Source organism: Gottfriedia sp. NPDC057948 (genome assembly GCF_042887255.1).
Taxonomy (GTDB): Bacteria; Bacillota; Bacilli; order Bacillales; family Bacillaceae_G; genus Gottfriedia.
Genome location: NZ_JBHVPN010000001.1, coordinates 14,480 through 30,534 on the forward strand (window position 1 = coordinate 14,480; position 16,055 = coordinate 30,534).

Below are 16,055 nucleotides of genomic sequence, written 5' to 3' on the forward strand. Positions count from 1 at the left end.
GCATGTTTATAAGGGTTTTGGTGGTGCGTTGAAATTATTCATAAAAAATTACCAAAAAAAACTAAAAAACCAATTGTATAATTATTTATATTTGTGTATAATAATTCATTATATAAGAATCTAAACTTCGGGGAAAAGGGGATGGATTTATGAGCAAAGTATTGAAAGAAAATCATGTAAAGAAAAATGGTTATATGCAAAAGACAAAAGGGAATGTTACAAAAGGAAATTTTAGCTCTGTAAAATGGTCGGATTTTAAAGGGAAAAATTTTCTTTCGATAAGTGAGTTTTCATCAAGTGAATTATTATTCTTACTCGAAAAATCTTTAGAGATGAAAAATATGCAAAAGGCGGGAGAGGCACATCCTTATTTAAAAAACAAAGTGTTAGGGATGATTTTTGAAAAGAATTCTACTAGAACGAGACTTTCATTTGAAATTGCCATGATGCAATTAGGTGGTCATGCAATCTTTATGAGCAGTAAAGATTTACAGCTTGGTAGAGGCGAAACTGTTCATGATACATCGAAAGTATTTTCTCGTTATGTAGATGGGGTCATGATTCGAGCAAATACTCATGAGATGGTGAAGGAGTTTGCTGAACACTCGTCAATTCCAGTTATTAATGGATTAACTGATTTGCACCATCCTGCTCAAATTATGGCTGATTTCTTAACAATTCTTGAGCATAAAGGTAGATTAAAAGGTTTGAAGATTGCTTATGTAGGAGATGGAAATAATAACATCTGTCATTCTTTAATTGAAGGTGCAGCTAAGCTTGGTGTTTATTTAACAATTGCATGTCCCGTTGGGTATGAGCCGAATAAAGTTGTACTTCAATCGATGAAGCATGTTGCAAAAACAACTGGAAGTGTTATTGAAGTAGTGAATAATCCTGTAGATGGTGTAAGTAGAGCTGATGTTGTAATAACGGATGTTTGGACCAGTATGGGGCAAGAGGAAGAGACTGAAATTCGCTTAAAAGATTTTAGCCCGTATCAAGTAAATGATCAATTATTAGAAAACGCAAAAGATGATTATTTATTCATGCACTGCTTACCTGCACATAGAGGGGAAGAAGTAACAGCTTCAGTAATTGACGGTAATCATTCGGTCGTATTTGATGAAGCGGAAAATCGACTTCACGCTCAAAAAGCGATCTTAGTTGCATTAATGGGTAATTTATAATTCTAAAAATCTATTTTAAAAATCTAATCGGGGGTAATAACATGGGAAATGAAAAAATTGTTTTAGCATATTCAGGTGGTTTAGATACATCAGTTTGTATTAAATGGTTACAGGAGAAATATAACTACGATGTGATTGCACTTTGTCTAGATCTAGGTGAAGGGAAAGATGTTGAAGCGGTTCGTCAAAAGGCGTTAAATTTAGGAGCAATTAAGTCATATATGATCAATGTAAAGGACTTATTTGCAAATGAATATATTGTCCCGGCCCTAAAAGCGAATGCATTATATGAAGGAAAGTATCCACTATCATCTGCTCTATCAAGACCTTTAATCGCAAAACTATTAGTCGATGTAGCAAAGCAAGAAGGTGCAGTTGCAGTTGCACATGGATGTACTGGAAAAGGAAATGATCAAGTTCGTTTTGAAGTTTCAGTAATGGCCTTGAATCCGAATCTTAAAGTAGTTGCGCCTGTTCGTGAATGGGGCATGACTCGTGATGAAGAAATTCAGTACGCACATGAAAATGGTGTTCCAATTCCTGTCGATCTAGATAATCCATTTTCAATTGATGCAAATATTTGGGGAAGAGCTTGTGAAGCAGGTGTATTAGAGAATCCATGGAATGAAGCACCGGAGGAAGCTTTTGATTGGACGAATGCAATTGAAAATACTCCGAATGTTCCTGAATATATTGAAATTGAATTTTCAAAAGGTGTGCCTGTAAGTTTGAATGGCCAGCCTATTGAACTAGTTCAATTAATTGAACAATTAAATGGTATTGGTGGAAAGCACGGTGTTGGAAGAATAGACCATATTGAAAATAGATTAGTAGGCATAAAATCACGTGAAGTATATGAAAATCCAGCAGCGCTAATCTTAATCAATGCTCATAAAGAATTAGAGTTCCTTACATTACCTCGTGAGGTAACAAATTTTAAGGTAAGTATTGAACAACAATTTTCAAAAATGCTTTACGATGGATTGTGGTATTCACCTTTAATGGGTGCTTTAGATGCGTTTGTCAATACAACACAAGAAACAGTAAGTGGTATTGTTCGTGTGAAATTATTCAAAGGCAATCATACAGTAGTCGGTAGAAAATCGGAAACTAGTTTATATAATGAAGAGCTTGCAACTTATTCAAAGGGTGATTTATTTGATCATAATGCAGCGGTAGGCTTTATTAAATTATGGGGATTACCAACAAAGGTATATAGCGAAGTTACACAGAAAAATACAGTTTTAAGTAAATAAAATATAGAGTGGATTAAGGAGGCAGTTATGTCAAAACTTTGGGGCGGACGTTTTACGAAGGAGACAAACCAATTAGTAGAAGAATTTACGGCATCAATTGAATTTGATCAAATAATGGCTAAAGAAGATATAGCGGGTAGTATCGCACATGCAACGATGCTTGGAGAATGTGGCATAATTGAAATCGATGAAGCGGAACTAATAATAGAAGGTTTAAATAAAATATTAAAAAAAGTTGAGAAAAATGAGGTTCAATTCAGTATTGAAAATGAAGATATTCATATGAATATCGAAAGCTTGTTAATTGAAGAAATCGGTCCTGTAGGTGGAAAACTACATACAGGGCGTAGTCGAAATGATCAAGTAGCAACGGATATGCATCTTTTTTTAAAAAATAATACGTCTTCCATTATTGATTTTATTGAAGAAGTTCAAAATAAAATCGTTATTCAAGCAAAAAAGCATGTAAATACAATTATGCCTGGGTATACGCACTTACAAAGAGCACAGCCTGTTTCATTTGCACATCATTTACTTGCGTATTTTTGGATGCTTGAGCGCGATAAAAGCAGATTCAAAGATAGTTTAAAGCGAGTGGATATTTCACCATTAGGTGCAGGTGCATTAGCTGGAACTACATTTCCAATTAACCGTCAACGTACTGCTGAGTTACTTGGTTTTAGCGATATCTATCATAATAGTTTAGATGCAGTAAGCGATCGTGATTTTATCGTAGAGTTCCTTTCTGATTCGTCATTACTTATGACACATATTTCTAGACTATCAGAGGAGTTTGTCATTTGGTCTAGTCAAGAATTTCAGTTTATTGAATTAGACGATGCATTTTGTACCGGCTCTAGTATCATGCCGCAGAAAAAAAATCCAGATGTTCCAGAATTACTTCGAGGTAAAACGGGAAGAGTTTATGGCAGTTTAATCGGGTTATTAACTGTTTTAAAAGGACTACCTTTAGCATATAACAAGGACATGCAAGAAGATAAAGAAGGTATGTTTGATACTGTTTATACTGTTGTCGGAGCATTACAATTACTTTCAGGAATTATCGATACAATGAAAGTAAACGAAAATCGTATGTATGAAGCTGTTAAAAATGATTATTCAAACGCTACTGACCTTGCTGATTACTTAGTTCGAAAAAATATCCCATTCCGACAAGCTCATGAAATCGTTGGAAAAACGGTTCTTTATGCAATTGAGAATCATAAATTTCTTGGGGAATTAAATCTAGAGGAATTTAAGATGATTAATGAAGTGTTTGAAGAAGATATTTATCATACATTAAATCCAAAAACGGTAATGGAAGCAAGAATTAGTGAAGGTGGAACTTCTACAAATGAAGTTTGGAAACAAATAATGAAAGCGGAAGAGTGTTTAAGCATTACAACGAATATGGTGTAATTTCCCTATTGAAAGCGTCCAATTTCTTTGGACGCTTAGTATGTAGACAAAATAAAAAAAACTTGAGTTTCAGACTGATTGCAAGCGTTTGTCTTTCGAGGCGCGAAGCCTGGTGAGGAGCGGAGTTACCCTAGACGGTAATGAGCACCGCTCAACAGGCGAAGCAACGAAGAAAGCGAGCGTTTGTCAACAGTCTGAGCGTCCAATTTCTTTGGACGCTTTTTTGTGCTTCTATTTATTAATAATTTTCTATTCATTATGCAAATACTAGAAGTAGTTACTAAAAAAAGGTAGGTATGATATGAGTACGCAAGAAAAAAGTAGGGTATTTAAAGCATCAGAAGGTATAGCACATGCTGTTTTCGTCATGATCGGTATTGGTTCTTTACTTGAAAGCATTGGGAAAATTTTTCATTTCGAATCTTTAATGACGATCGGATTATCAACTAAGTTATTAATGGCACCAGCCATTGGTGCAGGTATAGCCGTTTTATTAGGTTCGAGTACGCTAATCATTTTTTCTGCAATGGCCGCTGCAATAATCGGTTCCGGAGCGTTATTAATGGTAGATACGGCAATGACCATTAAAATGGGTGAACCAGTCGGAGCGTTATTATCAGCTATAATTGCAATCCTGATTGGAAAAGCTGTTCAAGGTAAAACAAAACTTGATTTAATGGTTGTGCCTTTATTTGCGATCTTAATTTCAGGTTTAATTGGAATATATTTATCAAAATGGATTTCTCCAATCTTAATAGCGGTTGGGAATTTTATTAAAGGTTCAACAGAAGGTTCGCCAATTATAGCTTCAATTGTATTAGCAGTCGTTTGGGGTATTTTAATTGTTTCGCCAGCGTCTTCTGCTGCATTAGCAATTGCTTTGAATTTAGATGGAATAGCTGGAGGAGCTGCATTAGCGGGATGCGCAGCGCAATTTGTTGGTTTAGCTGTTATCTCTGCAAGAGAGAATGATCCGGGAAGTATTCTTGGTTTATTAATCATCACGCCAAAATTACAGCTACCAAATGTAACTAGGAATATTAAAATACTTATACCGACAGCAGTTGCAAGTGCCGTAGCAGGACCAGTATCAGCATTCTTATTTCATATTGAAGCGCCAAAAGAAATCGCAGGTTTAGGGTTATGTGCATTAGTTGCACCAATGAATTTATTAGCTACTTATGGAAGTGCCGTTATTATACCGATGATTGTTACATACGTATTAGTACCTGGGATTGTTTCGTATATCGTGTACATATTCTTAAAACAGGCGGGTATAATTAAAGCTGGAGAGTTGAAGATATTATAAAAATTTAAAAATGAGTACTAATCACAGTACTCATTTTTCAGTTCATTTACCTATTAATGAACTTTTATTTTATCGATTCATAAAAAATAATTTTAAACCAATTCCTGTAAAAATAGTACCTTGTGCTAGATTGATAATTTTAGATGATTTCTCATTTTGTAACAGTTTTTCTCCTAAGTTTCCTGCAAATATAGCTATAATAGAAAATACAACAAGAGTAATACCATGAAAGTCAAACCTAAAATAATCATTTGCAGAGGACGGCATACCGTAGAATCCACGACGATATAAAGCAGGTAAAGTGTGTTTCTTTAGTTTCGTAAATGAACCCACTATACTACTTGAACAGAAGGCTTGGTAAGCTAAGTACAGTAAATAAAAAGCTCCTAAATATTTTAAAATGGAAAAAGCAACATCTGATTTATATAAGATGGTAGATAATTCAATTGAAGCAGCAAGTGTATGGATAGTAACTATAGAACATTGGCCAAATGCCGTTGCAATTCCTTCTTTTTTTCCGTATGAAATACTTTGAGCCATGACAAAAATATTATCTGGTCCAGGTGCTATAATTAATGGGAGTGATACTCCAATAAAAGACAAGTAAATAGTTAAATCTAATTAAATACCTCTTTTAATATATTTGTTAGATTTTATTATTCTACTTTAACAAATTAGAGGCAGGAAATGCAGGGAAAGATTAAGGCCAGAAAAGCAGCAAGTACTTGGAATTTAGAAAAGCTTAATAGAAATAGATGAAGGGTGATTAGATGAGTGAGAAGGAAAAAATGATTAATGGTGAGATGTATTTAGCGGGGGATCCTCAATTGGTTGAGGAAAGAGTTAATGCAAGGCGTTTGACGCGCGAGTTTAATTTGACGCTTGAAACCGAAAGTATTAAAAGGGAAAGTGTATTAAAGCAGTTATTCGGTTCGACGGGTGAAAGCATATATATTGAACCTACCTTTCGTTGTGATTATGGACACAATATTCATGTAGGAGAAAATTTTTATGCAAACTTTGATTGTGTCATTTTAGATGTTTGCCCGGTACATATTGGCGTAAATTGCTTTATGGCACCTGGGGTTCATATTTATACGGCTACACATCCACTTGATCCGGTTGAAAGGGCTAGTGGAGCGGAATTTGGTAAACCAGTTACGATTGGGGATAATGTTTGGATTGGTGGAAGAGCCATCATTAATCCAGGAGTAAAAATTGGACATAATGTAGTGATTGCATCTGGGGCCGTTGTTACAAAAGATATTCCAAATAATGTTGTAGTTGGAGGTAACCCGGCAAGAATTATTAAGGAAATTAAGTAATAGAATTTACGAAAAAGTCCTTTTTAGGAAGCACACAACGAATAGCTAATTTTGTCAATGCTGGAAATGGAGGGCTATATGATTTATATTTTTTTCATTTTTATATTGATAGGTATTACGGTATTAGTCTATATGTTTACAGAAGCTCATATGAATATAGTTCGAAAACACGAATTCTCTTTTTCGAATACGACTCTTGAAAAGCCAATTAGAATATTTTTTATTTCTGATATTCATAGAAGAAAAATAGATTCTTCTATTATTAAGAAGATGTCTAATCAAGTTGATCTTGTCATTATTGGTGGCGATCTATTAGAAAAAGGAGTGCCTCTTGAAAGGATTGAACAAAATATTCGAAAATTAAGTAGTCTTGGTGAGGTCTACTTTGTTTGGGGTAATAATGATATAGAAATTGAAAAAAGGGATTTACTGACTATTTTTAATAAATGGAATGTAACTGTTTTGAAGAACGCTTCTGTTACCTTAAACCATTTGCAAAGAGAATGGGCATTAATTGGGGTAGATGATTTGAAAACGGGGAAGGTGGATATTGATCTTGCCTTTCAAGGTGTTAAACAGGATGCATTTAAGCTTTTAGTTAGTCATAATCCAAGAATCTTGAAGTTTTTAATGGAAGAACATGGAGTATCGCTTGTATTAAGTGGTCATACGCATGGAGGACAAATAAGAATTTTCGGATATGGTCCATATGAAAAAGGTAAAACGCATGTGTATAATGGGATAACTCAAATAATAAGTAATGGATATGGAACAACGACTATACCACTTAGGTTAAATGCACGCCCTGAAACTCATTACATTGTCATTAAAAGTATATAAAGTCATAAGAAAATGACTTAAACATGAGATATAAATATATTTCATGTTTTTTTTATACTTTGTAACCTGAAATTCGACTTTTATAAACAAAATAGAGAGTAGATTTATAGCTTTCGAAACGGACAGTTTCTTAGTTTGGAGGGGGATTGAAATCCACAAAATGACAAAAAAGGGTTGTCTTAGACCCGAATAATAGACACTTAAAATAAGAGTCTATTATTCGGGTATTTTTATGTCCTGGTCATCAGTCTCTTTTTTTATGTGTTCACTTTATAGGAAACAATTCAGCATTTGTATCTTCTTTTTTTATTACAAAAACTCTTTTAATATTTTTTTTGATAAAATATTATAAAAATATAAAATTAGAAAATTATAATAATTATTTTGCGTTCTTAATTTTTTTGACAAAAAAATGATAATTCCCCCAAATAAAAAATGTTTGAAAATTAAGTTTTATAGGGCTTTAAAAAAATAATTTTACAAATTGTACCTATTATCTGATTTTTTTATAGTTTATTTGGTCAAATTCCCCCAATTTACGATAACGATTGCTAGCGTTAAAATAAAAAAAAGATAGAAAATTGTCAAAAAATTTCAAAAAATGGGGGAGTAAAGTGTGAGTAAAAGAAACTTCAAAGTAAGTTTAGCTAAAACAACGATCAGTGCTCTGGTCGTGGGCTCGATGATTCCATTTAATGTACTAGCAGCTACACCAAATACTAGCACAGAAAATACTGTCGTCGGTTCACATACACAAAAAACAAGCACACCAGACTTATCATCTGATCAAATCGACGCTTTAAAGAAAATATCAACAGAAAGTGATGTAAAGATTTCGCCAAAGATTGATACGAAAAGCTCAAAACCGGTCAAGGTTATTGTCGAATTTACGCAAGAACCAGCAAAAATAAGTGTGCTACAAAAAGAAGTGGCTGGTGAAAAAACGACACTAAGCGCAGAAAATAGCGCAGTTAAATCGTCACATGCTACATTCAAGTCATTTGTAAATGGGTTAAATAATAGTGCAAGTAAAACTAATTCAGTAAATGCAGTTTCTGCATTAAGTATCGCACCAAATGAAGTGTCTAATGAAACAACAGACAAAGCTGGGGAGGCTACCGCTCAAATTACGCGTGAATACACACATGCATTAAACGGGGTGGCAATGACACTACCAGGTAACTTAGTAGAGAAATTATTTGATTCTGGTGTAGTAAGTCGTGTATTAAACGATGACATAGTAAAGCTTGACCCAAGTGAACTGAAAGCTTCCACGCAAAGTGAACAAGGTGAGAATAATTTACCAGAAAATTACATTCCATTACCAGGTATTGAAGATTTGCATAAAGAAGGTACTACTGGAAAAGGAATAAATGTAGGGGTTATTGATACAGGGATTGACTACAATCACCCAGATTTAGCAGACGTATATAAAGGCTACCGTGCAAAAAGTGGAGAAGATGCAAGCAAAATCGATCCAACAACAGTTAAAGGATGGGATTTTGTTGACAACGATGCGGATCCAATGGAAACAACAGTTGACGATTGGAAAAAAGCAGGCGAACCTGACGGGACATACGAACATTACATCACATATCATGGGACGCATGTATCTGGAACAATTGCAGCACAAAGTAAGAATAATGTAGATTTACCAGCACAAGGTGTTGCACCAGGTGTAAACTTGTATAATTATCGTGTACTTGGTCCTTACGGTACAGGGGCTCAAGATGCGATTATTGGAGGGATTGACAAAGCTGTACAAGATGGTATGAAAGTTATCAACTTATCACTTGGAGCACCAGCTAATGATCCGTTATCAGCAGAAGCTGTGGCCATTAATAACGCAACTATTGCAGGTGTAACATGTGTTATTGCAGCAGGAAACTCAGGTCCGGGTGCAGGCTCACTAGGTACGCCGGGTGCATCGGCGCTTGCGATTACAGTTGGAGCAAGTGATTTCCCGGTAAGTATCCCGACTGCATCAGCAAAAGTAGGCAATGAAACATTTACTAATTTCAAGTTACTTGGAAAAGGTTATAACGATCGCATATCAGATCTTGCGAGTAAAACATATCAATTCGTGGATGTTGGTTTAGCACAAGCAGCTGATTTTAAAGATGCAAACGGTAATCCGATCAATTTAACTGGAAAAGTTGCACTTATTACACGTGGTACAATCACGTTAGCTGAAAAAATAACAAACGCAGCGAAAGCAGGCGCGGTTGCAGCGATCATGACTAACAATATTGACGGTGACATTGATAATTACTTAGCAAGTGATGTTGGGTATATACCAACATTCCGTATGACAAAAGCTGATGGTGAACGTTTACGTAGTGTATCGAATACAAATACGATCACGTTTACAAATATTAGTTCAACGAATACAGCGGGCAATCACTTAGCAAGCTTTAGTTCTAGAGGTCCAGTCACTTCGACATATGACATTAAACCAGATGTTGTTGCACCAGGTGTATCGGTATACTCAACTTATCCATATTTCGTTCATAGCCCAAATAAAGTAGACTATAGTAACGCGTATGCTCGTATATCAGGTACATCGATGGCGACACCACATGTCGCAGGTATTGCTGCGCTAATCTTACAAGCACATCCAGACTACACACCAGCTGACGTGAAAGCAGCGTTGTCGAACACTTCTGGAAATCTAGACGGAGATTACTCAGTATACGAACAAGGTGCTGGTTTAGTCAATGTAGTGAAAGCAGTAAAACGTGACGTGAGCTTTAAAGCACAAGACACAACTGCAAACATTGATAGTAGTGGTAATACTGTAAATATGAATTATGAAAAAGGTTCATTAACATTTGGCGCAGTGTATAAAAAAGACGGTGCGGCCAATACGAGTAATCGAACAGTGAAAGTAAAAAACCGAGGAAACTCTGACAAAACGTTTGATATATCTGCAACTTTCATAAAACCAAATGCAGCAGTAAGTGATGCAACTAAAAATGGCATTACGGTGACAACAAGTTCACCATCACTAACAGTAAAAGCAGGTGAAACAACGAGCTTTACAGCAACCGTGAACGTACCGAGTAGTGCAGACTATGGTCGATATGAAGGATATTTGAACATTGTTAATCATGATGATCCAAGTGAAACGTATCGCATGCCACTGGCTGTTCGTACGGTTGAAAAAGGCTTCAGCAACTTGCAGATGGACGGCAATGCCGCGACTACTAGAAAGCCGGTCATCCCTTCATTTTTTAATCTCGGCAGTGCACGGAAAATCGGCTTCACATTAAACAGCCCGATGACATATGTATGGGCAGTAATTTTCGATAAAAACGGCAACGCACTTGGAGCCACTTCTCCATCACCGATTAGTGCAAGTAAAGCTCCAACGGATCAGTTTTTAGTTATGCCAACTTTTGACGCTAGTAACTACTATCCATTTATCGGAGATCCGTCGAAAGAATTGACAAGCCAGTTCACAAAAGCATCATTGCCAGAAGGTCAGTACACGATTAAATTACGCGCAACAGATACGACAAATATGTATGCGAAAACATATGAGAAGTCGATGCTATTTATAGTGGACAACCAATTGCCGAAATTGACTTATAATGACCATGCTCCAGGCGTGTACGAGCTGAGTGATTCGGACTTTACGGATGAAAAACAAGAGGGTAATACCTATCATGCGTTTTGGGTTCATGCCAACTTATATGATGAAGGAACCGCTCAGTTGGCTCCTCTAGGCATCACCCAATCGGATAACACGTTGTTTTATTACTATAATCGCATTGACGATCCAGATTCTACATTTCCTACAGATGCAAACGGAGATACAAAATTCGGGATTGAAAAATCGGACATTGAAAATGGTCCGGCAGTTGTTACACTTTTCCCTGAGGATGTAGCAGGAAACGCGGAACTTGTCAACGATTTCCATCAATATGCATTTGTTAAAAAAGACACGCCGTATATGGTGCCGACGTATGACAAACAAAAAGTGACCTTGAATGATACAGTCACGATGACACTGAACTTACACAATGTTCAGCAAATGATGTCAGGGACATATAATGCAACGTACTTCAAAGATGTGTACGATTTGCAAGGGGTGACGGTAGCGCCGGAATTCCAAAAATGGGCTGATGATCATGGCGTGAAGGTAAATGTGGATACGCCTGTTGGAACGCCTGACCCTCTTTATGGAAGCAAAACCATGATCAATGTGGGCGCACATTTAAGCGGCGGAGAAGACTTCAAAGGATTCAGCGGCGATAATATGCCATTTTTGAAGGTAACTTTAAAAGTGAAGAACGATGACCCGCAAGGGCCGGCTTCGATTTTATATGGGAATATGGTTGAGGATGATGTAATGACTAACTTCAGCATGATGCAGTATGGTCAAACGCAGCCGACCAACATTACAGCGTTTAGTCGAGTGAACAGCTTCCAAGTTCTTCCGACGCATAATTCAGTTCAATCTTTTGTTAGACTTCAAGCGTTTGCGAACAACTTTACGGTTGACTATACAAAACTAAACGCAAAAGCATATGCACTACTTTCGGATGGTTCTAAATACCCAGGAACGATTACTTCGAAAGGGTATGTCAATATCTTAAACATTCCGATTTCAAAAGACCCATTCAAAGTAATCATCGAAGCACCAGGGCACTTAAAGAGCGTTCAGACCATCACAATGAATACGCAGACTCCATGGGGAGACAGTGTCGGTACGTTTAGCGGCTATATTGGAGCTACATCCAGACAACCGAATGGTCTAGCTGGTGATGTGAACGGCGACGGCGTGATTGATGTTCTTGATGCAAAGCTAGTATCTGATAAAATAGGTCAACAAAATAGTGTAATCTACCCGGTCGAAGATTTAAATAAAGACGGTATTGTTGATAGTAAGGACATGCAGTTTGTCGCTACTAATTTCGGCAAAACAAATCCAGATACTGCGATTATACCACTACTAGTTATGAAAGTTGACGGTAAGGATTTGTATGCAACAGAAATCTTCAATAAAGCTAAGGTTTACAGTAATGTAATCACGTTTAAAGTTGATACAAAAAATGCTAACTCATCTACACTTAATTGGTTAGCAGTAGATCCTGCTGGTGTAAACGGCGTGAAAATTCAGCAACAATCTAGCAAGGATGGTATTACGTGGCCAGATAACTTTAGTTGGACTGATGCAAAACTGGAAACTCCGATTACAGTTAGCTCTACAAGTGCGAAAGTGACAGGATTAAGTGATAGTACGTACTACCGTTTTAGATTGGTTGTAATGGGTGGTTTGAATGGTACACTTAACGGAGGATATTCAAACGTTATTCAGATGGCAACTTTACTATTAACACCAACTATTGATGTAATTGATGATAATGATACAACAATCACAGGTAAAGCAAATGCAAATGTCAATATTGTTGTGAAAAATAATAATACTGTAGTTGGTTCAGGAAAGACTGATGCAAGTGGAAACTACAATATTCAAATTAAACCACAAAAAGCAGACAGTGTATTAACAGTAAGTGCAAATGATGCAACTGGAAACCAAAGTGAAACAGCATCGATTGTTGTATTAGATCGTACAGCACCAGACGCACCAATCATTAATACAGTTACGAAAAAAGATCAAAAAATTACAGGTAGAACCGAAGCAAATGCGACGGTTGCTATAAAATTCAACAATGTAGTGACAGAAGTACAAGCTGATCTAAATGGGAACTTCAGTTTAGAAATTCCTCATAAAAATTATGGCGATTACATCGGATTGGTCATCTCTGTTACAGCAAAAGATGCAGCAGGAAATGTGAGTGCTGCAACTGAAACAGTCATTTTAAACAAATAATAAAAACGGAGAGCCTCTATGAATGAGGCTCTCTTTTTCGTCCAAATCTCATAAATAGACTACTAGAAAAACAAACTTAGTAAAGGAAGTTTCATATATAAAAAAGGTGATTTGTAGTTTTATGGCGAATTATTAATATGGGTATTTTTTTGTTTGGAGGTTAAAAAATGAAAAAGGTTTTAGTGTTAGGTGGTACAAGGTTTTTCGGAAAACGACTTGTTCATAAATTAATCGAAAAAGGTTACGATGTTTCAATCGCAACAAGAGGACTAACAGAGGATGACTTCGGAGATCGAGTTAGTAGATTTATAATCGATCGACGAAATCCTGAAACATTAACTAGTTTAAGTACTCATAAATGGGACCTTGTTTATGATAATATTTGTTATACCCCAAATGAAGCGAAGGAAATTATTAAACTATTAACGAATCATGTTGGAAGATATATTTTCACTTCATCTTTAGCGGTCTATGATACTGGATTAAACCATGTTGAAAATGACTTTGATCCTTTTAATTATTCAATTGAATATAACAATGATAATGAATATTCTTATGCGGAAGGAAAGCGTCTTTGTGAGGCTGTTTTATATCAAGAAGCAAATTTCCCAGTGTATGCGGCTAGATTCCCGATCGTATTGGGACCGGATGATTATACGAAGAGATTGCTCTTCCATGTTAGTAAAATTTCAAGAAATGAAGAAATAATACTATCTGATTTAAACAAAGAGATGACCTTTATCGATTCTGATGAAACCGCTGAGTTTTTACTTTGGTTAGGTGAAAATGAATCGATTAAAAGTGGTCCTTTTAATGCGTGTTCAAATGGTGAAATAACATTTAAAGAAATAATAAACATTTGTGAAAAGGAAACTAGAAAAAAGGCTATTATTAACGCTCATGGTGCGATCGAACATCAATCACCATTTGATGCTTATAGCGATCAATCATTGAGTAATGAGAAAGCTAAAAAAGAAGGGTTTCAATTTTTAGAAGTACATGATTGGATGAAAAAATTAATTCATCATTATAGTTCACTATAAAAAATTCATAAAATGTTCAAAGAATAAAATTCCGAATTTCTGGAATTTCCAGGTTTTCGGAATTTTATTGAAGTGAAATTCCGAAATTTCGGAAAAAAATTGTTAAAAATGATTGAAAATTATAAATTAACTTAATATTATTAGAATTATAAAATAAATTTTCATAGTGTAGACAAAGTCCCAAATATATTAAATACGGTTTTACTAAAAACTCATAATAACTTGGCATACTATTTGCTTGTTTTATTAGCAGAAGGACAATCCCTTGAAAGGAGCTAAATACAAGTAAATAGTGGAATTTAAATCGAAATGAATTTGAATGAAAGCGTTATCAAAATGTGCCAAAACGTAAAGATAACAAGGAGGTTATTATGGAAATCTTAATTATTTTATTAGCATTAGGACTTTTAATGTTTGTTGCTTATCGTGGGTTTTCTGTTATTTTATTTGCACCAATTTGTGCTTTATTTGCAGTACTTTTAACTGAGCCAAGTTATATTCTTCCATTCTTTAGTAATATTTTTATGGAAAAAATGGTTGGTTTCATAAAACTATATTTTCCTGTATTTTTACTTGGAGCAATTTTTGGTAAAGTCGTTGAAATGTCTGGAATTGCTGAATCGATCGCGAAAACAATTATTCAATTAGTTGGAGCAAAAAGAGCGATATTAGCGATTGTATTAATGGGCGCAATTTTAACATATAGTGGAGTAAGTTTGTTTGTTGTTGTATTTGCTATTTATCCATTTGCTGCAAACTTATTCCGTGAAGGGAATATTCCAAAACGATTAATTCCTGGAACAATCGCACTTGGTGCATTTACATTTACGATGGATGCATTGCCAGGTACACCGCAAATTCAAAATGTTATTCCAACTACATTTTTCAAAACAGATATTTATGCTGCACCATTTTTAGGAATTTTAGCTGCTATTTTTGTACTTGCAGTTGGACTTTGGTACTTAGAATCAAGACGTAAGAAGGCAGAAAAAGCAGGGGAAGGTTATTTAGGATTTAATGGAGAACTAGCTGCTGCAAATGAAACTCAAACAGAAGTTCCTTCAATAACGACCAATACGCCTACACCAGTTTTAAAACAAATTTTAGCATTTGTTCCGCTATTATTAGTTGGATTTTCAAATAAATTTTTTGTTGTTTCATTCCCAAAATGGTATCCAAATGGATTTGACTTTAAATCGATTGGACTAGAAGCTTTTGGGGTTGTTCAAATTCCTGCAGTTGTTGGTATTTGGTCAGTTGAATGTGCTTTAGTTATTGGGATTCTTTCAGCGATGATTTATGGCTATAAGAATATGCGTACAAATCTAAAGACAGGTATGAATGCAAGCATTGGTGGAGCACTACTTGCTTCTATGAATACTGGTGCTGAGTATGGTTTTGGTGGAGTAATCTCTGCTTTACCTGGATTTGGGATGGTAAGTAAAGGAATCTCTCATACATTTACGGATCCATTAGTAAATGGAGCTGTGACAACTACAACTTTAGCAGGTATTACAGGTTCTGCATCAGGTGGTATGGGGATTGCACTTAGTGCAATGTCTGATAAATATATCGAGGCGATTAATAAATACAATATTCCGCCGGAAGTAATGCATCGTGTTATTTCGATGGCATCAGGTGGTATGGATACCTTGCCTCATAATGGTGCAGTCATCACATTATTAGCTGTAACTGGTTTAACACATCGCCAGTCATATAAAGATATTTTTGCAATAACAATCATTAAAACAGTTGCAGTATTCTTAATCATTGCAGTATTTAAACTTACAGGACTTGTTTAAGAATGTTAAACTACTAATCTTACTTTTGAAGGGAG

10 protein-coding genes are annotated in these 16,055 nt (G+C 35.5%); 9 read left to right on the forward strand and 1 reads right to left on the reverse strand.

Annotation, left to right across the window (positions count from 1 at the left end; translation table 11 throughout):
* Positions 1-149: 149 nt before the first annotated feature.
* The 4 genes from argF (at position 150) to ACFVRR_RS00105 (ending at position 5,171) form a co-directional block, all read left to right on the forward strand.
* Complete coding sequence (gene argF, locus ACFVRR_RS00090; RefSeq protein ID WP_387323400.1) at positions 150-1,187, forward strand: ornithine carbamoyltransferase; 1,038 nt, start codon at positions 150-152, stop codon at positions 1,185-1,187.
* A 41-nt stretch (positions 1,188-1,228) separates the two neighbouring features.
* Positions 1,229-2,443 carry an argininosuccinate synthase gene (locus tag ACFVRR_RS00095; RefSeq protein WP_387323403.1) on the forward strand — a complete coding sequence of 405 codons (1,215 nt, stop codon included), beginning with the start codon at positions 1,229-1,231 and terminating at the stop codon, positions 2,441-2,443.
* A 27-nt stretch (positions 2,444-2,470) separates the two neighbouring features.
* Positions 2,471-3,862, forward strand: coding sequence for an argininosuccinate lyase (argH, locus tag ACFVRR_RS00100; RefSeq protein ID WP_387323405.1), 1,392 nt, complete (start codon positions 2,471-2,473; stop codon positions 3,860-3,862).
* Between the two features lie 301 nt (positions 3,863-4,163).
* On the forward strand, positions 4,164-5,171 hold the full coding sequence (locus ACFVRR_RS00105; protein WP_387323408.1) for a PTS sugar transporter subunit IIC: 1,008 nt from the start codon (positions 4,164-4,166) through the stop codon (positions 5,169-5,171).
* 69 nt (positions 5,172-5,240) lie between these two features.
* On the opposite strand, the gene ACFVRR_RS00110 is transcribed toward ACFVRR_RS00105, so the two are convergent.
* Positions 5,241-5,774: a LysE family translocator gene (locus ACFVRR_RS00110; RefSeq protein WP_387323411.1), complete on the reverse strand. Its 534-nt coding sequence runs from the start codon at positions 5,772-5,774 to the stop codon at positions 5,241-5,243.
* 167 nt (positions 5,775-5,941) lie between these two features.
* On the opposite strand from ACFVRR_RS00110, the gene ACFVRR_RS00115 reads away from it, so the two are divergent.
* From ACFVRR_RS00115 to ACFVRR_RS00135, 5 genes are all read left to right on the forward strand, one after another.
* Complete coding sequence (locus ACFVRR_RS00115) at positions 5,942-6,496, forward strand: maltose acetyltransferase domain-containing protein (RefSeq protein ID WP_387323414.1); 555 nt, start codon at positions 5,942-5,944, stop codon at positions 6,494-6,496.
* 78 nt (positions 6,497-6,574) lie between these two features.
* Positions 6,575-7,336, forward strand: coding sequence for a metallophosphoesterase (locus ACFVRR_RS00120; RefSeq protein ID WP_387323417.1), 762 nt, complete (start codon positions 6,575-6,577; stop codon positions 7,334-7,336).
* A gap of 616 nt (positions 7,337-7,952) precedes the next feature.
* The gene (locus tag ACFVRR_RS00125) at positions 7,953-13,175 is read left to right on the forward strand and encodes a S8 family serine peptidase (protein ID WP_387323420.1); all 5,223 of its coding nucleotides are present in this window, start codon (positions 7,953-7,955) and stop codon (positions 13,173-13,175) included.
* A 167-nt stretch (positions 13,176-13,342) separates the two neighbouring features.
* Complete coding sequence (locus ACFVRR_RS00130) at positions 13,343-14,218, forward strand: NAD-dependent epimerase/dehydratase family protein (protein ID WP_387323423.1); 876 nt, start codon at positions 13,343-13,345, stop codon at positions 14,216-14,218.
* Between the two features lie 371 nt (positions 14,219-14,589).
* Positions 14,590-16,020: a GntP family permease gene (locus ACFVRR_RS00135; RefSeq protein WP_387323425.1), complete on the forward strand. Its 1,431-nt coding sequence runs from the start codon at positions 14,590-14,592 to the stop codon at positions 16,018-16,020.
* The last annotated feature ends 35 nt before the right edge of the window (positions 16,021-16,055 follow it).